This window comes from Streptomyces sp. NPDC048288, from assembly GCF_043201555.1.
In the GTDB taxonomy this organism is placed as follows: Bacteria; Actinomycetota; Actinomycetes; order Streptomycetales; family Streptomycetaceae; genus Streptomyces.
The window spans coordinates 259,411-279,361 of the sequence record NZ_JBICZD010000002.1; the positions used below are offsets into that span (position 1 = coordinate 259,411).

Sequence of the window (19,951 nt, forward strand, 5' to 3'; positions counted from 1 at the left end):
ACTCAGCGGCCGCACAGCGGACCCATGGCCGGCTCCTGACGGGTACGGAACGTACGGAAGGAGTACACCCGGAACCCGAACGCGTAAGGTGGCGTGCTCGTAGATGTACATGTAAGCGAGCACGTCACCCGTACGCGTGAGGAGAGGCACCCGACGATGCCCGGCAACGGCGCTGTGACCCGCAGTACCCTGCGCCAGCAGATCGCGGACGCGCTCCGTGACGAGGTGCTCGCCGGGCGGCTGCAGCCGGGCCGGGAGTTCACGGTCAAGGAGATCGCCGAGCAGTACGGGGTCTCGGCGACCCCGGTCCGCGAGGCGCTGGTCGACCTGTCGGCGCAGGGCATCCTCGACGCCGACCAGCACCGCGGCTTCCGCGTCCCGGAGTACACGCTCAGCGACTACCGGGGCATGATCGAGGCCCGCAGCCTGGTCACCGACGGCATGTTCCAGGCCCTCGCCGACGGCCTCCACCCCGCCTTCAAGGACCCCGAGGAGCCGCGCGTCGCGGCCGCCCTGGCGGGGGTCCGCCGGCGCGGCGAGGAGGCGCAGCGCGCCGCGACCGCCGGTGACCTGACCATCCTCATCGGCTACGACCTCCGCTTCTGGCGTGAGCTGTCGGCCCTGTTCGGCAACCCCTACCTCGCCGACTTCCTGCACCGGCTGCGCGTGCAGTCCTGGGTGTGCGCGGTGCGGCATCTGCGCCGGCTGCCCGATCTACGCGGGTATCTGTGGTCCCGGCACACCGAGTTGGTCGACGCGCTGTCCCGCCGGGACGCCGAGGCCGCCCGGGGGATCGTCGCCGCGTACAACACGCACTCCCTCGCCCTGATCGAGCGACTGGCGGAGAAGAACGGATGACCGCGCCCACCGAGTCCACGGAGAACAGCGAGAACGGGGAGAACGGGGAGAACAGCGGGGAGGGCAGGGAGCGCGGGGAGTCCGTCGATCTCTCCGTCGTCATCCCGGCGTACAACGAGGAGGAGCGGCTCGGGCCCACGCTCGACGCCGTGACCCGCTATCTCGCGGACAACGAGAGCCGGTTCGGGTCGTGGGAGGTCGTCGTCTCCGACGACGGCTCCACCGACGGGACGCGCGAGGTGGCCGCCTTAGGGCATCCGCGCGTCCGGCTGGTCACCGCCGACCGCAACCGGGGCAAGGGCAACGCCCTGCGGCTCGGGGTCGCCGCGACCGGCGGCAGCCGGGTGCTGGTCACCGACGCCGATCTCGCGGCGCCCATCGAGGAACTGGAGCGGCTCGACAAGGCGCTCAGCGAGGGCAACGCGGCGGCGATCGGCTCGCGCGCCGTGCCGGGCTCGGAGATAGCCCACCACCAGCACCGGCTGCGCGAACTGCTGGGCCGCGCCGGGAACCTGCTGATACGCGCGACCGCCGTGCCCGGACTGCGGGACACCCAGTGCGGTTTCAAGCTCTTCGACGGCGAGCGGGCCCGCGAGGCCTTCGCCGACTCCCGGCTGGACGGCTGGGGCATCGACGTCGAGGTCCTCCAGCACCTGCACCGGAGCGGCCTGCCGATCGCCGAGGTCCCGGTCCGCTGGAGCCACCAGCCCGGCTCGAAGGTCGGCCCGCTGGCCTACCCGAGGGTCCTCGCCGACCTGGCCCTGCTCCGGCTGCGCCGGCTGCGCCCGGCCGACCTCCTGGTCGCCGTCCTCTTCCTGGCCCTCTCCGTCGCCCTCTACTCGGGCCGCTTCTTCGACCCCGGCCACCGCTATCTCGTCGACTCCCTCCAGGACCAGAACCAGTGGGAGTGGTTCTTCGCGGTGACCGCGGACAACCTCGCGCACTTCCGCAACCCGCTCTTCTCCGACCTCCAGGGCTTCCCCGACGGCGTCAACCTGATGGCCAACACGGTCATGCTGGGCGTCTCCGTCCCCTTCGCCCCGCTGACGCTGCTCGCGGGACCGGCGGTCTCGCTGAGCGTCTGCATGGCCCTCGGCCTCGCCGCGACCGCCGTCGCCTGGTACTGGCTGATCGTGCGGCGGGTGGTACGGCACCGGGGCGCGGCCTTCGTCGGCGCGGCCCTCGCGGCCTTCGCGCCGCCGATGGTCAGCCACGCCAACGCGCACCCCAACTTCGTGATCCTGTTCATGATCCCGCTGATCATCGACCGCGCCCTGCGCCTCGCCACCGGCGAGCGGGTCCGGCGGGACGGGATCGTGCTCGGGGTGATGGCGGCGTACCAGGTGTTCCTCGGCGAGGAGCCGTTCCTGCTGGCCGCGCTGGGCATGGTGCTGTTCGCCGCCGCCTACGCGGCCGTACGGCCGCAGGTGGCGAAGGAGGCCTGGCGTCCGCTCGGCAAGGGCCTGCTGCTGGCCGGCGCGGTCTGCCTCCCGCTCGTCGCCTTCCCCCTCTACTGGCAGTTCAGCGGCCCGCAGAGCTACCACAGCGTCCTGCACGGCGACAACGCCGGAAACAGCCCGCTCTCCCTGCTCGCCTTCTCCGAACGCTCGATGCTCTTCGGGGACGCGGGCCGCGCCAACGAACTCTCCCTCAACCCCACCGAGCAGAACGCCTTCTACGGCTGGCCGCTGGTCCTGCTGGCGTTCGCGATCGTCGTACGACTGTGGCAGCGGCCGCTGGTCAAGGCGCTGGCGTTCACCTCGGTGGCCGCCGCGGTGCTGTCGATGGGCCCGGAGATCCGCGTCCCGCTGACGGACACGGTCTACCCGGGGCCCTGGGCGGCCGTCCGCAAGTTCCCGCTCTTCGAGTCGGTGATCGAGGGCCGGGTGGCGATGATCTGCGCGCCCGCGCTGGGCCTGCTGCTCGCGCTCGCCCTGGAGAAGGTGCTGGCCGCCCGTCGTATCGGCACCCTCTACTTCGGTCTGCTCGGCGTCGCGCTCGCGCTGCTGCCGATCCTGCCCGCCCCGCTGAAGTCCGTGCCCCGGGCGCCGGTCCCGGAGTTCATCAGCGGCGGAATGTGGAAGTCGTACGTGGGCCGGGGCGAGTCCCTCGTCCCGTTGCCGCTCCCCGACCCCGGCGCCGCCGAGGCCCTGCACTGGCAGACCGCGGCCGGTCTCGGCTTCAAGCTCCCCGGCGGCTACTTCAACGGCCCCTACGGCAAGGACCGCGCCGGGATCTACGGTGCCGTCCCGCGCTTCACCTCCGACATGCTGCGGGACGTCCGCTACTCCGGGAAGATCCCGGTGATCGGCAAGAACTGGCGGGCCCAGGCGAAGAAGGACTTCGCCTACTGGAAGGCGGGCGTCCTGGTGGTCGCCCCGCAACCCAACGACGACAAACTCCGGCAGGCCGTCGAGGCACTGACCGGAAAACCCGGTAAGTGGACCGGCGGGGTCTGGGTATGGGACCTGCACGAGGGGAGCTGACCGGCTCCGCACCGATTACTCTTCCCTGACCGACCACCTGGCCGATCCGACCGTGAACGCGCTGATACGAGGAGCCCTCTTTGGCCTGTGACCTCTGGCTGGTACCGCTGGTCGACGTGTTGTGCCACACCCCCGACAATCCGTTCGCCGAGGAACTCGCGCAATACAACAAGGTGCTCGCCGAGGCCGGGCTGCCGCCGGTTCCGGTGTACCAGTACATGCCGGGCCTGTCCGGCGAGGTCGCGCCCGTGGCCGGCTTCGACTACGACGCGCTCCACTTCCTGCGCCGCGCCTACCTGCTCCAGGTCTGCGGCCTGCCCGTCTCCCCCGTGGACGACCTCGGCGGCGACTACGAGCAGCTCCTGGAGATGTTCGAGTCCACGGCCCAGCAGTCCCACCTGGTCTGGCACTACGACCACGCGGGCGCGTACGTCCCCGTCGACTTCCCGAACCCGCTCTCCAGCGACGAACTCCTCGCCAGCGGCGGTCCCCTGGGCTCCTCCCACGCCCTGCTGCGCGAGCTGGAGTACGTCGCCCCCTCCATCGGCATCGACCCGGCCAACCCCCCGGCCCCGCCGCAGCCCCCCGCTGCCCCCACCGACCTTGAGGAACCGGCCGTCCCCGCCCCCTACGACCCGAGCCCCTTCGCCCGCGAACGCCACGTCTGGCTGGGCCTCCACGCGGCCGCGACCCGGAGCCTGGCCCAGGGGTCGATGATCGTCTTCAGCTGACGGGCGGGGCGCCCAGGTCACCTCTGCTGCGGCAGCCTGATGGTGCGGACCAGTGGCATGTCGGCGTAGAGGTCGGGGTCGACGGTCACCACGTGACGGCCGTCGGGCCAGTCGAGCGTGGGCCGCGACAGATGGACGGCGTGTCCGAGCCGCCACTCCACGCCGTCCCGCAGCAGCGCGCCGACCGTGGACGCGCCGGAGAAGTCCAGCTCGACGATCTCGACGGCCGGAAGCGCGCCGACGTGCTCCGCGAGCCCCTTGCGCATGCCGTCGGCGGCGGCCAGGCAGAGTGCCGGGACATAGACATGCCGGGTCGGCCCGTGCTCCGTGTTCGACACGAACTGGGAGGCCAGCGAGTTCCCCGAGCCCAGCGCCAGCAGGGCGGACTCGTCGAAGACGACACCGGTGGAACCGGTCCTCATCGCGCTCACAGGCTGTCCACCGCCCGACCGGCCTCCAGGTCCTGCCAGACCTTCTCCACCCGGTCGTGGTCCTCCTCGGTGAAGGTCACCCCGAAGTGCGTCTCGCAGTACGCCTTCGTCTCCTCGTACCGCTTGCGCAGCTCCTCCCGCGTGGGCGTGGCCCCCGCGAGCTCGGCGATCAGGTCCCGCATGGTCATCCCGCGTTCGCGGGCGAGCACCATGAGGCGGTCACGGACAGCGGGGTCGACCTTGACGGTGGTGTCAGCCATGACACAAGTATACCTCCGGTATACCGCGTCGGACCGTTCGAGCAAGACAGTCATTTCGTTCCTTTCCCCTTGGGACTAGGCCGCCGCGAGGCGAACATTTTGCATTTCACCCGTCAGCGCCGGGGATTCGTACGGCCCCTCGAATACCTCGCAGACCGTCGAGTACTGCCGGGTCACGGGGTCCCGCCGCACCACCCGCCGCAGATACCGCCGTTCCTCCAGCTCACGCAGGGACGCGACGACCGACATGCACCCTTCCCGGCGCCGCTCGGCGATGATCCGCTCCGTGACCCAGCAGCCGTTCGGCAGGCACAAGAGGTACGCCAGTACGCCTACCGCACCCCAGGACAGACGTCGGTCCCGGGAAAGGGAGTTGGCGAGGGCTGCGAAGGCGCGCAGGGGCGCCGTACGATGAACGCGCATCGGAGCTGTTCTCTCCAGGTGTCGAGCCCCCGGGTGTTGGCGCACCGCGGGGGCAATCTGTTGATCGTGACTTTAGGGCCACGCAAAGCGGCGAGCGCAAGCCGCAATCCTCTTTTCCTGGGCCTTTGTTGACGCATTTCACTCCGGCGAGTGAAGCGCGGTCCGCAGCAGTCGCGTGTGCACGAAACGGTCCGGGCAGGTCGGCCGGTAGCGCCACGACAGCGGCCAGGTCATGTCGTCCAGTGCGGGGACCGGGATGTACGACACCCGGGCCGGGACGGCGGTCAGCCTGGTCACCTCCGCAGGCCAGGGCAGGTGGTCCGTGCTCCCGGCCGGCACGAGGAAGTACACGCACCGCCGCCCACTGGCGACCTCGATCACCGGTCCCGGGTCACCCCCGGTCATCTCCGCGAGCCGGTCGGCGAGCCGCCGCCCCCACGTCCCGTCGTCTACACGAACGGCATCGAACTGAACGCCCGCTTTGCGGAGTTGAACGCCGGCGGCCGGGAGCCAGCCGAGGTTTAAAGGGTCATTTCGCGTGTTCATGGAATCAGTGTCGGCACCTGCGGCTACGGTCGCCATAACTCGGAGTCAAGAGCCGCAAACTCTGGGAATTCGGGGTCCGGTGGTTGTGACCGGTTGAGTTCGGTTGAGTTCGGGGGTGACCGCAATGGCGCGGGCTGAGAACAAGGTGGAAGCGGGCAGCACGGCACAGCTCCTGGCCGCCCTGGCGAAGGCCTTCCGCGAGCAACAGGAGCTGACCCAGGAGGAGTTGGGGAAGCGGATCGGCTACACCGGGTCCGCGATCAGCGCGATGGAGACGGGTGCGCAGCCCGCCAGCGACAAGATGCTCGCGAAGCTGGAAGAGACGATCGGCGGCGGGCTGGGCATCTTCGAGAAGGCCCGCAGGTTCGTACTGCTGGACAAGTACCCGGCCCAGTTCAAGAACTTCGCACTGGTGGAGCAGGAGGCGGTGACGCTGTCGTCGTACCAGACGTTCGTGGTCGACGGGCTGTTCCAGACGCCGGAGTACGCACGGGCACTGATCGGCGGGGGCTTCCCGAAGCTTCCAGAGGAGAAGGTGGAGGAACTGGTCGAGGCACGCTTGGCACGGCGGGCGCTGTTCGACCGGGCAGACCCGACTCCCATGATCGAGTTGATCCTGGAGGAGTCAGTGCTGCGGCGGCCGTTCGGGAGCTGGGAGGTACTGCACGGCCAATTGCGCTCGCTTGCAGAGGACGCGGAGAGGGACAATGTGAGCGTCCAAGTCGTCTCACTGGAACGTGGGTTGAGGGCCGGACATGCGGGAGCCTACGGCGACATGAAACTGGTGAAGACCAAGGAGCACCATGACGTCGTCTATATCGAAGTCCAGGACGAAAGCCTCCTGGTCAGCGATCCCGCCAAGGTGTCTCTCCTCGCCCACCGGTATGCAAAGATCCGGACTCAGGCGCTGAGCCCGGACGACTCACTGAGCCTCATCCGGAAGTTGGCAGGAGAAGAGCGGACATGACGAGCACCCTGCGTTGGTTCAAGTCGAGCCACAGCAACCCCAGCGGCGGCGACTGCGTCGAAACCGCCTACACCTGGCGCCGCCTCGAAATATCCCCCTGCCCCCAAGCCATCCACATCCGCGACTCCAAGACCGGCCCCGACGGCCCCCACCTCACCCTCTCCCCCACCGCCTGGGCCGCCTTCCTGGAGTCGGCCGGGTGAGAGCGCCCCGCAAGGGGCGCGGGGCTGTATCCGATATGCGGCTACCGCCGCGTGAGCGCGACCAGCCACAACGGAGCCGCAGCTAACCGAAGACGGTGAACAGGGCGAGCGCCGGGCCGGTCGCGTAGACGAGCACGCCCAGGGCCAGGGCGGTCCACGGCCGCCGAAGCCGCTCCGCCCCGAGTACGACCGTGGCCACCGCCGCGGCCAGTGTGACCATCGGCCCGAACATCGCCACGAGCATCCACACACCGGAGTCGTCGCAGAACCGCGCCGTTCCGGCCGAGGTGCCACAGCTGTCACTGGCGAAGATCGAGGCGAAGAACCACAGCAGGTTGATCGCGGCCGCGACCGCGAGCAGCAGCCCGGCCACGACGGCGAAGACCACCTTGCGGGACCCGCCCGGCGAGGGGCGCGGCGGCGGGAACCCGGGGTAGTACGACGGCGGGTACGGGGGCGGCGGCGGTACGTTCATGTCGCCAATATCGGCGCCGCCCGCGTGTCTCCGCCTGAGTACGGCTACTCGACCGAGGTGAGCAGCACTCCGCCCCGACGGCAACTGGGTATCCAGTCGGGGGAGATGAGTACGGGGGCTCAGGCGGCGGCCGACGGCCGGACGGCATCGTGGAGGTCACACGGCGAGCAACGCCTGCGCCGATCCGCCGACCGACAGGAACCACGCCATGACCGTGCTCGCCGCCCTCGTCCTTCTCCTCCTCGCCGTCATCGGCGGCTGCGTGTGCGTCTTCTGGGCCGCGCGCGGCGGCCCCCGCTGGGTGCGGGGGGTGGCGATGGTGACGCTGCTGGCCGGTGCGGTCGCCCCGGGGCTGCTGAAGGGCGGGAAGCGTTCGGGCCAGGACACCACCGTCCTGGGCGACGGCGGCTCCTGACCCCGTGCGGGGTGCGGTGTCCTGGGCGAACTGTTTCGAGGACTTCCATTGGCCATAGAATTTTCGCGTGACCTCTGAAGATTCCGCAGACTCCGCAGATTCCACCAAAGCTGCCGATTCCGCCGATTCCGCGTTCGCGGTGCTGGGCGTGCTGGGTGATCCCGTGCGCCGTCGGCTCTATCGGCATGTCGCCGCCGATCCGGGCGAGGTGGGGCGGGACGCGGCGGCGGAGGCGGTCGGGGTTTCGCGGTCGCTGGCCGCCTTCCACCTGGACAAGCTCGTGGAGGCGGGGCTGCTGGCCGTGTCCTTCCGGCGGCTGTCCGGGCGCACCGGCCCGGGTGCGGGGCGGCCCGCGAAGGTGTACCGGCGGGCCGAGGGCGAGCACACCGTGTCCGTCCCGCCCCGGTCCTACGACGCGGCGGGCAGGCTGCTCGCCGAGGTGGTGGAGAGCGCCGGCCTGGACCGGGAACTGCAGGCCGCGGCGAGGGCCGCGGGGGCGGCGGATCCGGACGCGGGCGCCGACGACCTGGTCGAGGTGTTGCGGGACCGCGGTTACCAGCCCTTCTGGGAGGGCGGGACGCTGCGGCTGCGCAACTGCCCCTTCCACACACTCGCCGAGGAGTTCCCCGCCCTGGTCTGCGGGATGAACCTGGCGCTGATCGAGGGCCTGGCGTCCGGGCAGTGGTCGTCGGCGATGGATCCGTGTCCCGGTGGGTGCTGTGTGGCACTCTCTAAAAATAATAGTCATTGACTGTAGAGATGGGCCGGGCCATGCTGGGCCCATGACTGGCTTTCATCTCGCACAGGTCAACGTCGGGCGCCTGATCGCCCCGCTGGACGCCCCCGAGTCGGCCGACTTCGTCGCCCTGCAGCCCGAGATCAACACGCTCGCCGACCGCAGCCCCGGGTTCGTGTGGCGCATGGTCGACGACGAGGGCGAGGACGCGACCGGCGTCCGCCCCGACGAGGACGACGACCTGCTCCTGATCAACTGCTCGGTCTGGGAGTCGGTCGAGGCCCTGCGGAACTTCACCTACCACTCCGACCATCTGCGCGTACTGAGCCGCCGTCGCGAATGGTTCCGGCGCAAGACCGAGCTGCACCAGGCCCTGTGGTGGATCCCGATCGGCCATGTCCCGAGCCTGGCGGAGGCGTTGGAGCGGGTCGCGATGGTGCGCGCGCACGGCCCCGGACCGCTCGCGTTCACCTTCCGCGACATCCACCCGCCGCAGGACGCCGAATCCCCCGCCACCTCGGCCGCCTTCCTCGGTCACGCCGGCGCGTGAGTCACCAGGGCACTTCCCCGTCGTCGTCGAAGAAGCGGCCGGTCGGGCCGGAGTCGGGCAGAGTGGCGAGGCGGATCGCGGTCGCGGCGCCCTGTTCGGGGGTGCGGTGGCCCCGGAAGCCGTTGAGGTCGGTCGCGCAGTAGCCGGGGCAGGCGAGGTTGATGAGGATGTTCGTGTCCTGGAGTTCCCTGGCGTACTGGACGGTGACGCCGTTGAGGAAGGTCTTGGACGGCGAGTAGGCGACGGCGATCGGGCCCGTCTCGGCGCCGGGCGTGGTCTGGCGGGTGAGGGAGCCGACGCTGCTGGAGACGTTGACGATCCGGGGGGACGCGGCGCGGCGCAGCAGCGGCAGCATCGCGTTGGTGACGCGGATGACGCCGATGACGTTGGTCTCGACGGCGGCCCGTACCGTGTCGAGGTCGGCGGTGGTCGGCGTCTGTGCCGCGCTGCCGGTGATCCCGGCGTTGTTGACGAGGGTGTCGAGGCGTCCCGCGTGGTCCTCGACCAGCCGGGCCGCGGCCGTCACGCTCGCGTCGTCGGTGACGTCGAGGGGGACGCCGAAGGCATCGACTCCGGCCGCCCGCAGCTTGGCCACGGCGACCTCGCGGCGCTCCGCGTCCCGGGCCCCGACGCCGACGCGCCAGCCGAGCGCGCCGAGGCCGGCCGCGATCTCGTATCCGATGCCCTTGTTCGCGCCGGTGACCAGCGCGGTCTTCTGTTCGCTCATGTCATCGATCCTGTCCGGGGCCGGGCCGGACGGGCCAACACCGATCGGGTGGGGATCGATACCGCACGGGTATCGATCCCGGTCAGGTCGGTAGCATGGAGGGCGTGGAGACGCGGGAACTGCGGTACTTCGTGGCCGTCGCCGAGGAGTTGCACTTCGGGCGGGCGGCCGAGCGGCTCGGGATGGCGCAGCCGCCGCTGTCGCGGGCGATCAGTCTGCTGGAGCGGCGGCTCGGGGCAACGCTGTTGGAACGCACCAGCCGGGCGGTCGTCCTGACCGAGGCCGGTTCGGTGCTGCTGCGGGAGGCGCGGGCGGCGCTGGACGCGGTGGCCGCCGCCGAGCAGCGCACCCGGCGGGCAGCGCTCGCGGCGAGCGGCCAGGCGGGCGTGGTGCTGGCCACGAAGGCGGGCGCGTCCAACGAACTGCTGGCGAAGCTGCTCAACGCCTACGCCGCCGAACCCGGCTCGGTCGCCGTCGATCTGCTGCTGTGCGGGATCGGCGAGCAGGAGCACATGCTGCGCGACGGCCGGGCCGACGTGGCGCTGCTGCATCTGCCGTTCGACAGCACCGCCGGCTTCGACACCGAGGAACTGGTGGCGGAGCGGCAGGTGTTGGTACTGCCGGCCGGGCATCCGCTCACCGCCCGCGAGCAGGTGCGGACGGCCGAGGCCGCCGGACTGGCCGGCCTTCCCCTGGCCCGCTGGCCACGCCGGGACGGTACGTATCCGGACGGGCCCGGTCCCGAGGTCCGGGACCAGGCCCAGCTGTACCAGCTGATCGCGCTGGGCCGCGCCTGCTGCGTGGTGCCGGAGTCCGTCCGGTCCCAGCTGCGCGAGGACCTCGCCGCCGTGCCGGTGCTGGACGCGCCGCCGGTCATCACCGTCATCGCGTGGCCGCCGCACAGCCGCTCCCGCGCGGTCGCGGGACTGGTCCAGGTCGCCACGCGGCTCACGAGCGGTCCGGGGCCGCGCGCCATCGGGGCGGCCTGAGTCCGTCCCGCGGTGCGTTGCGGATGTTGGCGGCCAGGGTCCACCCGGTGCTGGTGAGGGCGGCCAGCGTCAGGACGATGAGCAGGGCCGTGGTGTGGGAGCCCGCGCTGTCGGCCGTGCGGGCGACCGGGTTGGGCAGGCCCAGGCGGTCGACCAGCCAGCCGAGGGCGGCGATGCCGGTGAGCACCGCGCCGGTCAGGCGGAGGGCGGGCTGAACGCGGAGGCGGGCCAGGACCAGGAGCGTGGGCAGGGCGAGGCAGACCAGCAGCAGCTGGACCAGTTCGATGCCGAGGTTGAAGCCGAGCAGGCTGGTGACCAACTGGCCGGTGGAGAGGTGCATTTCGGCGAGCACGAAGGAGAACGCCATGCCGTGGCCCAGGCCGAAGACGCCCGCCACGACCGCTTCCCGCCCGGGGAACAGGGGGCGGATCGCGTGGATCGCGCCGACCAGGATGCTCGCGGCGATGAACGCCTCCACCGGCCAGGACGGGATGTCGAGCCGGCCCAGGGAGCTGGCGGCCAGGGCAACCGAGTGGCCGGCGGTGAACGCGAGGGTGATGCCCCCGATGCGGGCGAGTGCCTTGCGGGGGCCGACCAGGCCGGTCCAGCGGCCGCCGGTCGCGGCGAGGGGGGCCGGCAGGAGCAGGATCAGCAGGAAGAGCAGGTGGTCGGTGCCGGTGAGGATGTGGTTGCCGCCGAGTCCGACCATGGCGACGAAGCCGCGCCAGGCACTGCCGGGTCCGAGGTCGACCTTGAGGGCCGGGACCTTCATGTGCCGGACGTCGAGCTCGATGGTGCCGACCTGGGTGGTGCCCTTGCCGTCGACCTGGCCGTTGGCCCAGTCCTGGCGGACCGTCACGAGGGTCACGTGGGTGACGACCTGGTGCACGATCACGTCGTAGCGGAAGGTGAAGTGGCGTACGTCGGCGCCGGCGGGCGGGGTGAGGACCGCGGCGACGGTCAGTTCGCGGTAGGGGCCGGTGGAGGTCTGCTGGGTGGCGCTCAGGCGCATCGAGCCGATGGCGACCCGCCAGGCCTTGCCGTCGGTCGTGGTCGGGTGGATGTGCTTCAGCAGGTAGGCACGGACGGCGGCGGCCCGGGACGGCAGTTGGGCCTTGGTCGTCCCGGTGAGGTCGATGCCGCTGGCCCGGGAGAAGTCGCTGACCGGCAGCTCCAGACGGGCGGCGACCGACGACCGGTACACGTCGAGCTGGACCACCGAGTGCGGCATCGGATGCGCGGCGGCCGGCGACGCCCCGAGCAGGAGCGTCGCCGGTACCACGATCGCGATCCCGGCCACCAGGCGTGCGAGCACTGTGGTCAGCCAGTTTCGCGGTCCGGTCATGAGAAGGAGAACTCGTTTCCGTAGTCGCGGGTGTGGTCCCGGTAGACCGTGTGGTAGTGCACCTGGTCCCGGTAGACCACGCCGTTCTGGCAGACGAACTCGATCCAGACGCTCGGGCCGTCGATCCGGACGTAGTCGCCCTGGGTGTCCAGCGCGGTACCGCCGGAGTAGGAGACGTAGGTCTGGTCCAGCTCGCGCGCGTACGTCTTCATGAGCTGCTTGGCGGTGGCGTCGTCCACGTTGGCCACCCAGGGGTGGATGGCCTCCAGGACCAGCTTCTTCTGCTTCGGCGACAGCTCGCTGACCTTGATGCCTTCCTTGGTCTCCGGGAAGTCGCCGTCCTTGCCCGGGCCGAGCAGTACGTCGCTGAACGACTCCGAGAGCTTGGCCTCGGCCAGCTGCTCGGTGCTCAGGCTGCCGGTGAGCTTCAGCAGGCCGTCGCGGAACTTCGCGAGCGGCGAGTAGGTGGTGCCGTCGTCGTCGGTCCAGGTGGTCGGCTCGACGCCGGTGAAGTACGGGCTGGCGCCCGCGACCTTGCCGTCCTTGTACGTGATGTCGACGGCGAGGTGGTGGCCGCCGAAGTGCAGCTGCCAGGTGCCGGTCGCCGACGGGGTGCCCAGGAACGCCAGGAAGTAGATGCCGCTGCCGTAGCCGCCGCCCGCGCCGCCGCCGGTGCCGCCGGAGGGCGGGGTGCCGGTCGGGGCGTCGGTCGCCGTCGAACTGGCGGTGGCGGACGGGTCGGCGGAGGACGCGTCGGAGGCGCCGTCCGTCGGGGCGTCGGACGAGGAGCTGGTGCTCTGCGCGGAGGCGAGCACGTCGTCGGCCTTGAGGGTCTCCAGGACGTGCTCGTAACCGGTGCCCTTGCCGCTGCCCAGGGCGACCTTCAGCACGTTCTTGAGGGCGGCCAGCTGGTCGTCGGAGAGCGAGCCGGTCTGGATGCCGGGGCGGCAGGAGGAGCCGCACGGCAGGTTCGACCACGCGGTCGCGTTCGCCTGGGTGAAGTCCAGCAGCGTTTCCGCCTGCTGGTCCGAGGTCAGCGTGTTGAGGAACGCGTTGGCGGCGCTGACCACGGCCGCGACACCCTTGGCGTCCTTGTGGACCGGACGCTGGACGCCCACGGCCGTTTTCTGCGCCGAGTCGGTCGACGCATTGGCGACGGCGAATCCGCCGCCGACCAGCACAATAGCGGTGGCAGCCCCGGCCACACCCCGCCAAGTACGCCGGTTACGTACCTGGCGAGTTCTGTCTCTGCTCACGAGCACTCCTTATTACGGCATGGTGGAGGCAAGGCATGGAAATGACGCATCTGCCATGCGGGAGGCACCCGTTGGCCTGCTGCGACGCCCGGGACAGTATCAATAAAATTGCCGTTTGGGATTACGTCTGAAATTCTTCAGGATTCACAGTTTTCAGGTTTCACAGATCGCGCTGAATTCACTGGGTGAATTGATAGGTTCCACTTATCGCGCAAATAAAAAATGGCGGCCCCACACGAGGTGGGACCGCCACGAAACGGCAGCAAGCGACCGTCAGAACACCGGCGTACCGTTCTGGGTCAGCTTCCAGTTGACGGCCGCGAAGGCCGCCGGGTCGATCGTGCCCTTCGCCGTGGCGTAGGCGATCATCAGGTCGCGGACCTGGTTGGTGGAGCTGTAGGCGGTCTCGGCCGCGGCGATGTGCGGGTAGCCGCTGCCGCCGTTGGCGCGGTAGTTGTTGACGGCGACGACGAAGACCTGGTCGTCGGCGACCGCGGTGCCGTCGTAGCTCAGGTTCTTGATGCGCGAGCCCTCGGCCGCCGCGATGTCGATCTCGTAGTCGACGCCGGCCGCCATGTCGTACATGTAGTCCCAGAAGCTGTTGGCGTTGGTGAGGGTGGCGGTGTCCACCGCCGTGCCGGCCGGGACCTGGTGGTAGTACTTGGCCGCGTACTCCAGGTAGTCCTTGAGCTGGGCGCCGGTGAGCTTCTTGCCGTAGAGGGTGTTCTCGTAGACGTAGAGGCCCGCGACGTCGCGGATCGTCACGTCACCGGCCGGGATGGTGGCGGTGCGGCTGAAGCACGCGGCGACCGAGATGAGCGGGAGCGCGGCGTCGGCCGCCGACAGGCCCGCCTTCACCGCGTCCATCTGGACCTGCTGGATGAAGTCGATGGCGGGGACGTCCTTCCAGCAGGCCTCCGCCGTCGACATCGCCGCGGTGCTGGTGCCGATCGCGGTGTTGACGTACTTGACCACCGCGTCGTGGTCGGCGGTGAGGAGTTGGGTGATCCGCTCGTCCTCGGCGACCGTGTTGCTGTTCAGGGTGGTGGCGGTCTTGCTGGTGATCTTCCAGCAGCCGTGCTCCAGTTCCAGCTCGAAGTCGAAGACGGAGAGGCGGTAGCCGTAGCAGTACGGCTCGGAGAGCAGGACGTCCTCGCCGGTCTCCGCGTTCTTCACGGTGTAGGTGGGGACGTCGACGTGGGTGTGGCCGACGAGGATCGCGTCGATGCCGGGGACCTGCTCGGCTACCAGGTTGGAGGCGTTCTCGACATAGGGGAGTTCGTCGCCCCACGACGTCGAGCCGTCCAGGCCGGAGTGGTCGGTGAGGAAGACGACGTCACAGCCGAGGGCGCGCAGCCGGGGCACGTACTTCTTCGCCTGCTCGACCAGGCCCGGGAAGACCAGCTTGCCGGAGACGTTGTCCTTGTCCCACAGGGCGATGCCCGGGTTGGTGAGGCCGAGGATGCCGACCTTGATGTCCGGGGCGCCGGGGACCCGGATCTTCTTGACGGTGTAGGGCGGGAACGCGGGCTTCAGGGTCTTCGCGTCCAGGGCGTTGGCGCCGAGCAGCGGGAAGTGGCACTGCTTCTCGAAGGTGCGCAGCAGCTCCACGCCGTAGTTGAACTCGTGGTTGCCGAGGGCGGCGGCGTCGTAGCGCATCTCGTTCATGGCGATCGCCATGGGGTGCTTGACGCCCTTGGTGATGGGGTCGACGTTCGCGTAGTAGGCCGCGAGGGACGTGCCCTGGATGATGTCGCCGGCGTCGACGAGCAGGACCCGGTCCTCGCCCTTCTCCTGGCGCAGCTTCTTGACCAGGGTGGCGATCCGGGCGACGCCGTACGTGTTGCCCTTGGAGTCCACGGGCGCCGCGTTGGTGTAGTAGTCCCAGTTGAAGACGTGGCTGTGCAGGTCGGTGGTGCCCAGGATGGAGAACGACCAGGTACGGGGCTTGCAGTCGGGCTTCTTGGCGGCGGCCTCGGCGGTGCCGGTGCCGAGCGTGCCGGCGACGGCTACCGCGGCGCCGGTCACGGCCGACTTCTGCACGAACTCACGGCGGTTCAGCGGATGGGCGGGCATTCGGGGCTCCTGGAGGGGCGAGGAGGACGGATGAGGCGGGCGATGGCGGCGGGCTACCCGCGTAGATCGTTGCCTCGCTTCTCCCTGCGGAGAACCAGGAACAGTCCATGGGACGGTCAAGGAAGCGCATGCCCTGGTGCCCGCCCCATGGATTCCCGCTCGGTCAGAACTTGCCCGCGTTGAGGGCCGTTTGGAGGTGCCGGGTGGTGTCGGCGCCCCACTGGCCGTCGGCGCTCGCGCCCACCTTCTTCTGCAGGGCCTTGATCGTGTTCGGGCCGACGGAGCCGTCCACGGTCACCTTCAGATAGCCCTGCAGGGCCTTCTTGGTCAGCGGCCCGAAGGAGCCGTCCACGGTGAGCTTCGCGCCGTGGCCGTTGAGGGCGCGCTGCATGGCCGCGCAGGTCGCGGGGCCGAACTGGCCGTCCACCGTGAGCTTTCCGGCCGCCGGGGGCCGCGGGACGGGCTGGGTCGGCTTCGTGCCGCCCTTGAGCGCGGCCTTCATCATCGCCGCCGACGCGGGACCGTACTCGCCGTCGACACCCAGGCCGTACTTCTTCTGGAAGGCCTTCACCGCCGTCTCGGTGGCCGTGCCGAAGTCGCCGTCGACGACCAGCTTCGAGCCCATGACCGTGTTGAGGTTGCCCTGCAGGGTCTTGACGGCGGTGCCCTTGGAGCCCCGGCGCAGGATGCCGTCGGTGGTCGGCAGCGGCGCGGCGTTGCCGTAGGCGGGACGGCCGTAGCCCACGATCTCGGAGGAGTTGCGCTCCCGGCGCATGCACCGGTCGCTGGTGTTGCCCTCGATGGTGGTGATCCGGCCGCTGGAGTGGACCGCCTCGACCACGCCGACGTGGTCGATCCCGTCGATGGACCGCGTGCCCTGCCAGTCGAAGAACACGACGTCGCCCGCGCGCATCCCGCCGACGCCGTAGTGCCAACGGCCCGTCGAGCGGAAGGCCTTCGCGTGCTCGACCGTCCACGCGTGCTTGCCGCAGACCGCGTTCAGGTTGTCCGAGTGGGCGGCGGCGTAGCTGACGGTCATGTCGCACCAGGCGCCGTCGAAGCCGTACCAGTCGGTGATGAAGTTGTTGTTCGAGCCGGGCGGGTACTCGGCGGTCCCGATCAGCTTGCGCATCTGCGCGAGCATGCCCTCGACGGATCCCATGTCACACCTCCCCGTTCTCGGGGAGGGCGGCGATGTCGCCCTTGACGACGAGCTTCGGGTCCTGGCTCACCTTGCTCTGGTCCGGGTCGACGTCGAAGACGCCGGCCCCGCACCGCGGTTCGACCGCCTTGGCGGCGGGTGCGGCCGCCGCGGCCGCCGCCCGGGTCGTTTCCTGTTCGGCCATGTCTCTCCCCCATGAGTGACGAGAGGTGCGGCTGTGGTCGCCGCGGCTCCTCATGCCGTTGAGTGTGTGGGGGCGGAAGAGGGCTGTCGTTGGCCGTACGCGCACTGTTCGTTGGCGCTGAGCGCACCGGCCGCACCGGCCGCGCTGCTGCGGAAGCCCGTCGGCGTGGTGCCGTACGCGGCCCGGAACGCCCGGCTGAAGTCCGCCGACTGCGCGAAGCCCCAGCGGGCCGCGATGGCGTGGACGGGAAGGCGGCACAGGCCCGGATCGGCGAGGTCGTGCCGGCAGCGGGCCAGCCTCTGGGCCTTGATCCAGGCGGCGACGGTGAGTTCCTGGCGCTGGAAGAGCCGGTGCAGATAGCGGGTGGAGATGTGGTGCGCGGCGGCGATCCGGTCCGGTGTCAGGTCCCGGTCGCAGAGGTGGTGCAGGATGTACGCCTCGATACGGCCCAGCAGGACCGTCGCGGCCCGGCAGCCGTGCTCCGCGGCGTGCGCGCGCAGGGCGAGGTCACGCGCCAGGCCGGCGAGGAGCTCCGCCACCACCGCCTCGGTGAGCGCCTCGCGGCCCGCGAACTCGGCCGCCGCCAGATGCGTGTCGAGCACCAGCGTGAGGTGGGACGGCGCCCCCGTGTCCGGGCAGTGGGTGACGGACACCCGTAAGGAGGGGACGCCGGCCGGTCCGCACGGTGGACCGGCCGGCGCTTTCGCATCCACACCCGCAGGCGTCCCCCTGGATGGCTGAGTCGGCATGGGCCCCAGTGAAGCAGAGGCCCATAAACGTCCGGGAAACGCGCCCGCGAGGCCCCGTCGGGCCTACAGGAACGAGTTGATCTCGATCGTCTCGTCGCGGCCCGGGCCCACGCCGATCGCGGAGATCGGGGCGCCGGACATGTCCTCCAGCGCCTTGACGTAGTCCTGGGCGTTCTTCGGCAGGTCCGCGAAGGACTTGGCCTTGGTGATGTCCTCGGACCAGCCCGGCAGGCTCTCGTAGATCGGCTTCGCGTGGTGGAAGTCGGTCTGGGAGTACGGGAGTTCCTCGACCCGCTTGCCGTCGATCTCGTACGCCACGCAGACCGGGATCTGCTCCCAGCCGGTGAGGACGTCGAGCTTGGTGAGGAAGAAGTCGGTCAGGCCGTTCACGCGGGTCGCGTAGCGGGCGATGACCGCGTCGAACCAGCCGCAGCGGCGGTCCCGGCCGGTGGTGACGCCCCGCTCGCCGCCGATACGGCGCAGCGCCTCGCCGTCCGCGTCGAAGAGTTCGGTCGGGAACGGTCCGGCGCCGACCCGGGTCGTGTACGCCTTGAGGATGCCGATGACCCGGCTGATCTTCGTCGGGCCGACACCGGAGCCGGTGCAGGCGCCGCCGGCCGTCGGGTTGGAGGAGGTGACGAAGGGGTACGTGCCGTGGTCGATGTCGAGCAGCGTGCCCTGGCCGCCCTCGAAGAGCACGACCTTGTCCTCCTCCAGGGCCTGGTTGAGGACGAGGACCGTGTCGGCGACGAACGGAGCGAGCTTCTCCGCGTAGCCCAGCAGCTCCTCGACGACCTGCTCGACGGCGATCGCGCGCCGGTTGTAGAGCTTGGTCAGCATCTGGTTCTTGACGTCGAGGGCCGCCTCGACCTTCTGGGTCAGGATCGACTCGTCGTAGAGGTCCTGGACCCGGATGCCGACGCGGTTGATCTTGTCCGAGTAGGTGGGACCGATACCGCGCCCGGTCGTGCCGATCTTCCGCTTTCCGAGGAAGCGTTCCGTCACCTTGTCGACGGTGACGTTGTACGGCGTGATGATGTGCGCGTTACCGCTGATGAGGAGCTTGGACGTGTCGACGCCACGCTCGTTCAGACCGCTCAGCTCGGAGAGCAGGACCGACGGGTCGACGACGACTCCGTTGCCGATGACCGGGACACACGTGGGCGAGAGGATTCCGGAAGGGAGCAGGTGCAGCGCGTACTTCTGGTCGCCTACGACGACCGTGTGGCCGGCGTTGTTGCCGCCCTGGTAGCGCACTACGTAGTCGACGGATCCGCCTAGCAGGTCCGTCGCCTTTCCCTTGCCTTCGTCACCCCACTGAGCACCGAGCAGCACAAGTGCGGGCACGCGCGTACACCCCTTCCGGGCGGGGCATGTCCAAGGTCAGGGGCGTACGCGTAAGGTTCGTCGCCGCGTACCACCGCGGCCGTCGTTGGCCGCACAACCGTCGGACCCGGATGCCCCGGAATAGACGAAGCCCCTGGCGCAATAGCGCAAGGGGCTCTTGCACAGTGATGCTACCCGAGGAAGCGAGGCACGACCGAGGTGGCGACATTCGCGACGTCCGATCAGCTGCTCGTGATCATCGATCCGGCGGCACGGGAAACGGACGGTGAATCCGTCCGGATCGCGAAAGACGTGCTCAGCGCGGGTGCGGCCACGAAGGTGTGCATGCCGGACGGCCCCGAGGAATTCGCCCGCGTACTGGCCCGCAGGGGCTCGCGGCGCCCGGTGGTGGTGGGCGACGACGGCGCTCTGGTGCGGGCGGTGACCCTGTTGCACCGGCAGCGGGAGCTGGCCGGATGTGTGCTGTCCATGGTCCCGGTGGGCGGCACCCTGGGCGTCGCGCACGCGCTGGGCGTGCCCGCCGGCGCGGTGGCGGCGGCCCGGGCGGTCCTGGACGGGGTGGAACGTCGGCGGGATCTCCTCGTCGACGACAGCGACGGGGTGGTGCTGGGCGCGCTGCGGATCCCGCCGGTGGCGGCCCTGGCCGAGGCTCCGGAAGCGGTGGCGGCGCGCGGCTGGCTGCGGCCGTACCAGCACCTCGTACGGTCCCTGGCCGCCCGCCCGGCCCCGGTGGTGCCCCGCCCCGGGCCCGCGCGGCTGCGCATCGAGGTCGACGGCGAGACGGTGGTCGACCTGGACCAGCCGGTGGAGGGGGTGTCCGTGACCCCGGGCGGCCGGGACGGCCTCGCCGAGGTGGAGGTGCGGCCGCTGTCGGTGGGCGCGGAGGCGACCCCGGTACGGGCCGCCGGGCGGACGGTGACGGTGGCGGGGGCGGACTTCCGCTACCGGGCGGACGGGACGGTGGCGGGGCCGGTACGGCGGCGGACGTGGCGGGTGGTGGAGGGGGCCTGGGGGCTCACGGTGCCGCCGTCCTGA

The 19,951-nt window shown here is 70.3% G+C and carries 23 protein-coding genes; 10 read left to right on the forward strand and 13 right to left on the reverse strand.

Features of this window, described 5'->3' with window-relative positions; genetic code table 11:
* The first annotated feature begins 156 nt into the window (after positions 1 to 156).
* From ACGFZS_RS07510 to ACGFZS_RS07520, 3 genes are all read left to right on the forward strand, one after another.
* Positions 157 to 858 carry a GntR family transcriptional regulator gene (locus ACGFZS_RS07510; protein WP_355712667.1) on the forward strand — a complete coding sequence of 234 codons (702 nt, stop codon included), beginning with the start codon at positions 157 to 159 and terminating at the stop codon, positions 856 to 858.
* Positions 855 to 3,344 carry a dolichyl-phosphate beta-glucosyltransferase gene (locus ACGFZS_RS07515; RefSeq protein ID WP_393794298.1) on the forward strand — a complete coding sequence of 830 codons (2,490 nt, stop codon included), beginning with the start codon at positions 855 to 857 and terminating at the stop codon, positions 3,342 to 3,344. The genes ACGFZS_RS07510 and ACGFZS_RS07515 overlap by 4 nt, the downstream gene beginning before the upstream one ends.
* An 80-nt stretch (positions 3,345 to 3,424) precedes the next feature.
* The gene (locus ACGFZS_RS07520) at positions 3,425 to 4,075 is read left to right on the forward strand and encodes a hypothetical protein (protein ID WP_351956489.1); all 651 of its coding nucleotides are present in this window, start codon (positions 3,425 to 3,427) and stop codon (positions 4,073 to 4,075) included.
* 17 nt (positions 4,076 to 4,092) lie between these two features.
* Here the strand turns inward: ACGFZS_RS07520 and ACGFZS_RS07525 are convergent, their stop codons facing one another.
* The 4 genes from ACGFZS_RS07525 to ACGFZS_RS07540 form a co-directional block, all read right to left on the reverse strand.
* On the reverse strand, positions 4,093 to 4,497 hold the full coding sequence (locus tag ACGFZS_RS07525; RefSeq protein WP_359206279.1) for a hypothetical protein: 405 nt from the start codon (positions 4,495 to 4,497) through the stop codon (positions 4,093 to 4,095).
* A 5-nt stretch (positions 4,498 to 4,502) separates the two neighbouring features.
* Positions 4,503 to 4,766 (reverse strand): hypothetical protein, encoded by a 264-nt coding sequence (locus ACGFZS_RS07530; protein ID WP_359206281.1) that lies wholly within the window; start codon positions 4,764 to 4,766, stop codon positions 4,503 to 4,505.
* A gap of 75 nt (positions 4,767 to 4,841) precedes the next feature.
* On the reverse strand, positions 4,842 to 5,189 hold the full coding sequence (locus tag ACGFZS_RS07535; protein WP_393794299.1) for a hypothetical protein: 348 nt from the start codon (positions 5,187 to 5,189) through the stop codon (positions 4,842 to 4,844).
* Between the two features lie 138 nt (positions 5,190 to 5,327).
* Positions 5,328 to 5,735 (reverse strand): hypothetical protein, encoded by a 408-nt coding sequence (locus ACGFZS_RS07540; protein WP_393794300.1) that lies wholly within the window; start codon positions 5,733 to 5,735, stop codon positions 5,328 to 5,330.
* Positions 5,736 to 5,850: 115 nt separating this feature from the next.
* Between ACGFZS_RS07540 and ACGFZS_RS07545 the strand changes: the two genes are divergently transcribed.
* Complete coding sequence (locus ACGFZS_RS07545) at positions 5,851 to 6,702, forward strand: helix-turn-helix transcriptional regulator (RefSeq protein WP_393794301.1); 852 nt, start codon at positions 5,851 to 5,853, stop codon at positions 6,700 to 6,702.
* Positions 6,699 to 6,905 carry a DUF397 domain-containing protein gene (locus tag ACGFZS_RS07550; protein ID WP_393794302.1) on the forward strand — a complete coding sequence of 69 codons (207 nt, stop codon included), beginning with the start codon at positions 6,699 to 6,701 and terminating at the stop codon, positions 6,903 to 6,905. Before ACGFZS_RS07545 ends, ACGFZS_RS07550 begins: the two co-directional genes overlap by 4 nt.
* 82 nt (positions 6,906 to 6,987) lie before the next feature.
* Here ACGFZS_RS07550 and ACGFZS_RS07555 read toward each other — a convergent pair whose 3' ends face one another.
* The gene (locus ACGFZS_RS07555; protein ID WP_393794303.1) at positions 6,988 to 7,380 is read right to left on the reverse strand and encodes a hypothetical protein; all 393 of its coding nucleotides are present in this window, start codon (positions 7,378 to 7,380) and stop codon (positions 6,988 to 6,990) included.
* Between the two features lie 208 nt (positions 7,381 to 7,588).
* Here ACGFZS_RS07555 and ACGFZS_RS07560 point away from each other — a divergent pair, with 208 nt between their 5' ends.
* From ACGFZS_RS07560 to ACGFZS_RS07570, 3 genes are all read left to right on the forward strand, one after another.
* Positions 7,589 to 7,795 (forward strand): hypothetical protein, encoded by a 207-nt coding sequence (locus tag ACGFZS_RS07560; RefSeq protein WP_393794304.1) that lies wholly within the window; start codon positions 7,589 to 7,591, stop codon positions 7,793 to 7,795.
* Positions 7,796 to 7,934: 139 nt separating this feature from the next.
* The gene (locus tag ACGFZS_RS07565) at positions 7,935 to 8,546 is read left to right on the forward strand and encodes a helix-turn-helix transcriptional regulator (protein WP_393794864.1); all 612 of its coding nucleotides are present in this window, start codon (positions 7,935 to 7,937) and stop codon (positions 8,544 to 8,546) included.
* 31 nt (positions 8,547 to 8,577) lie between these two features.
* Positions 8,578 to 9,081 carry a DUF3291 domain-containing protein gene (locus ACGFZS_RS07570; RefSeq protein WP_393794305.1) on the forward strand — a complete coding sequence of 168 codons (504 nt, stop codon included), beginning with the start codon at positions 8,578 to 8,580 and terminating at the stop codon, positions 9,079 to 9,081.
* Between the two features lies 1 nt (position 9,082).
* On the opposite strand, the gene ACGFZS_RS07575 is transcribed toward ACGFZS_RS07570, so the two are convergent.
* A complete protein-coding gene (locus tag ACGFZS_RS07575) occupies positions 9,083 to 9,808 on the reverse strand; it encodes an SDR family oxidoreductase (RefSeq protein WP_393794306.1) in 726 nt (241 codons plus the stop codon).
* A gap of 104 nt (positions 9,809 to 9,912) precedes the next feature.
* Between ACGFZS_RS07575 and ACGFZS_RS07580 the strand changes: the two genes are divergently transcribed.
* Positions 9,913 to 10,797 (forward strand): LysR family transcriptional regulator, encoded by an 885-nt coding sequence (locus ACGFZS_RS07580; protein ID WP_393794307.1) that lies wholly within the window; start codon positions 9,913 to 9,915, stop codon positions 10,795 to 10,797.
* Here ACGFZS_RS07580 and ACGFZS_RS07585 read toward each other — a convergent pair.
* From ACGFZS_RS07585 to ACGFZS_RS07615, 7 genes are all read right to left on the reverse strand, one after another.
* Complete coding sequence (locus ACGFZS_RS07585) at positions 10,757 to 12,142, reverse strand: HupE/UreJ family protein (protein ID WP_393794308.1); 1,386 nt, start codon at positions 12,140 to 12,142, stop codon at positions 10,757 to 10,759. The two genes, ACGFZS_RS07580 and ACGFZS_RS07585, sit on opposite strands and share 41 nt — an antisense overlap.
* Positions 12,139 to 13,260, reverse strand: a complete 1,122-nt coding sequence (locus tag ACGFZS_RS07590) for a DUF3500 domain-containing protein (protein ID WP_393794309.1) — start codon at positions 13,258 to 13,260, stop codon at positions 12,139 to 12,141. Before ACGFZS_RS07590 ends, ACGFZS_RS07585 begins: the two co-directional genes overlap by 4 nt.
* Positions 13,261 to 13,671: 411 nt before the next feature.
* Positions 13,672 to 15,474 carry a bifunctional metallophosphatase/5'-nucleotidase gene (locus ACGFZS_RS07595; protein ID WP_393794310.1) on the reverse strand — a complete coding sequence of 601 codons (1,803 nt, stop codon included), beginning with the start codon at positions 15,472 to 15,474 and terminating at the stop codon, positions 13,672 to 13,674.
* A 163-nt stretch (positions 15,475 to 15,637) separates the two neighbouring features.
* A complete protein-coding gene (locus ACGFZS_RS07600; RefSeq protein ID WP_393794311.1) occupies positions 15,638 to 16,636 on the reverse strand; it encodes a peptidoglycan-binding protein in 999 nt (332 codons plus the stop codon).
* A 1-nt stretch (position 16,637) separates the two neighbouring features.
* The gene (locus tag ACGFZS_RS07605) at positions 16,638 to 16,820 is read right to left on the reverse strand and encodes a hypothetical protein (protein WP_393794312.1); all 183 of its coding nucleotides are present in this window, start codon (positions 16,818 to 16,820) and stop codon (positions 16,638 to 16,640) included.
* A 50-nt stretch (positions 16,821 to 16,870) separates the two neighbouring features.
* The gene (locus ACGFZS_RS07610; protein WP_365679568.1) at positions 16,871 to 17,473 is read right to left on the reverse strand and encodes a helix-turn-helix domain-containing protein; all 603 of its coding nucleotides are present in this window, start codon (positions 17,471 to 17,473) and stop codon (positions 16,871 to 16,873) included.
* Between the two features lie 159 nt (positions 17,474 to 17,632).
* Complete coding sequence (locus ACGFZS_RS07615) at positions 17,633 to 18,916, reverse strand: adenylosuccinate synthase (protein WP_393794313.1); 1,284 nt, start codon at positions 18,914 to 18,916, stop codon at positions 17,633 to 17,635.
* A 198-nt stretch (positions 18,917 to 19,114) separates the two neighbouring features.
* Between ACGFZS_RS07615 and ACGFZS_RS07620 the strand changes: the two genes are divergently transcribed.
* Positions 19,115 to 19,951: a diacylglycerol kinase family protein gene (locus ACGFZS_RS07620; protein WP_393794314.1), complete on the forward strand. Its 837-nt coding sequence runs from the start codon at positions 19,115 to 19,117 to the stop codon at positions 19,949 to 19,951.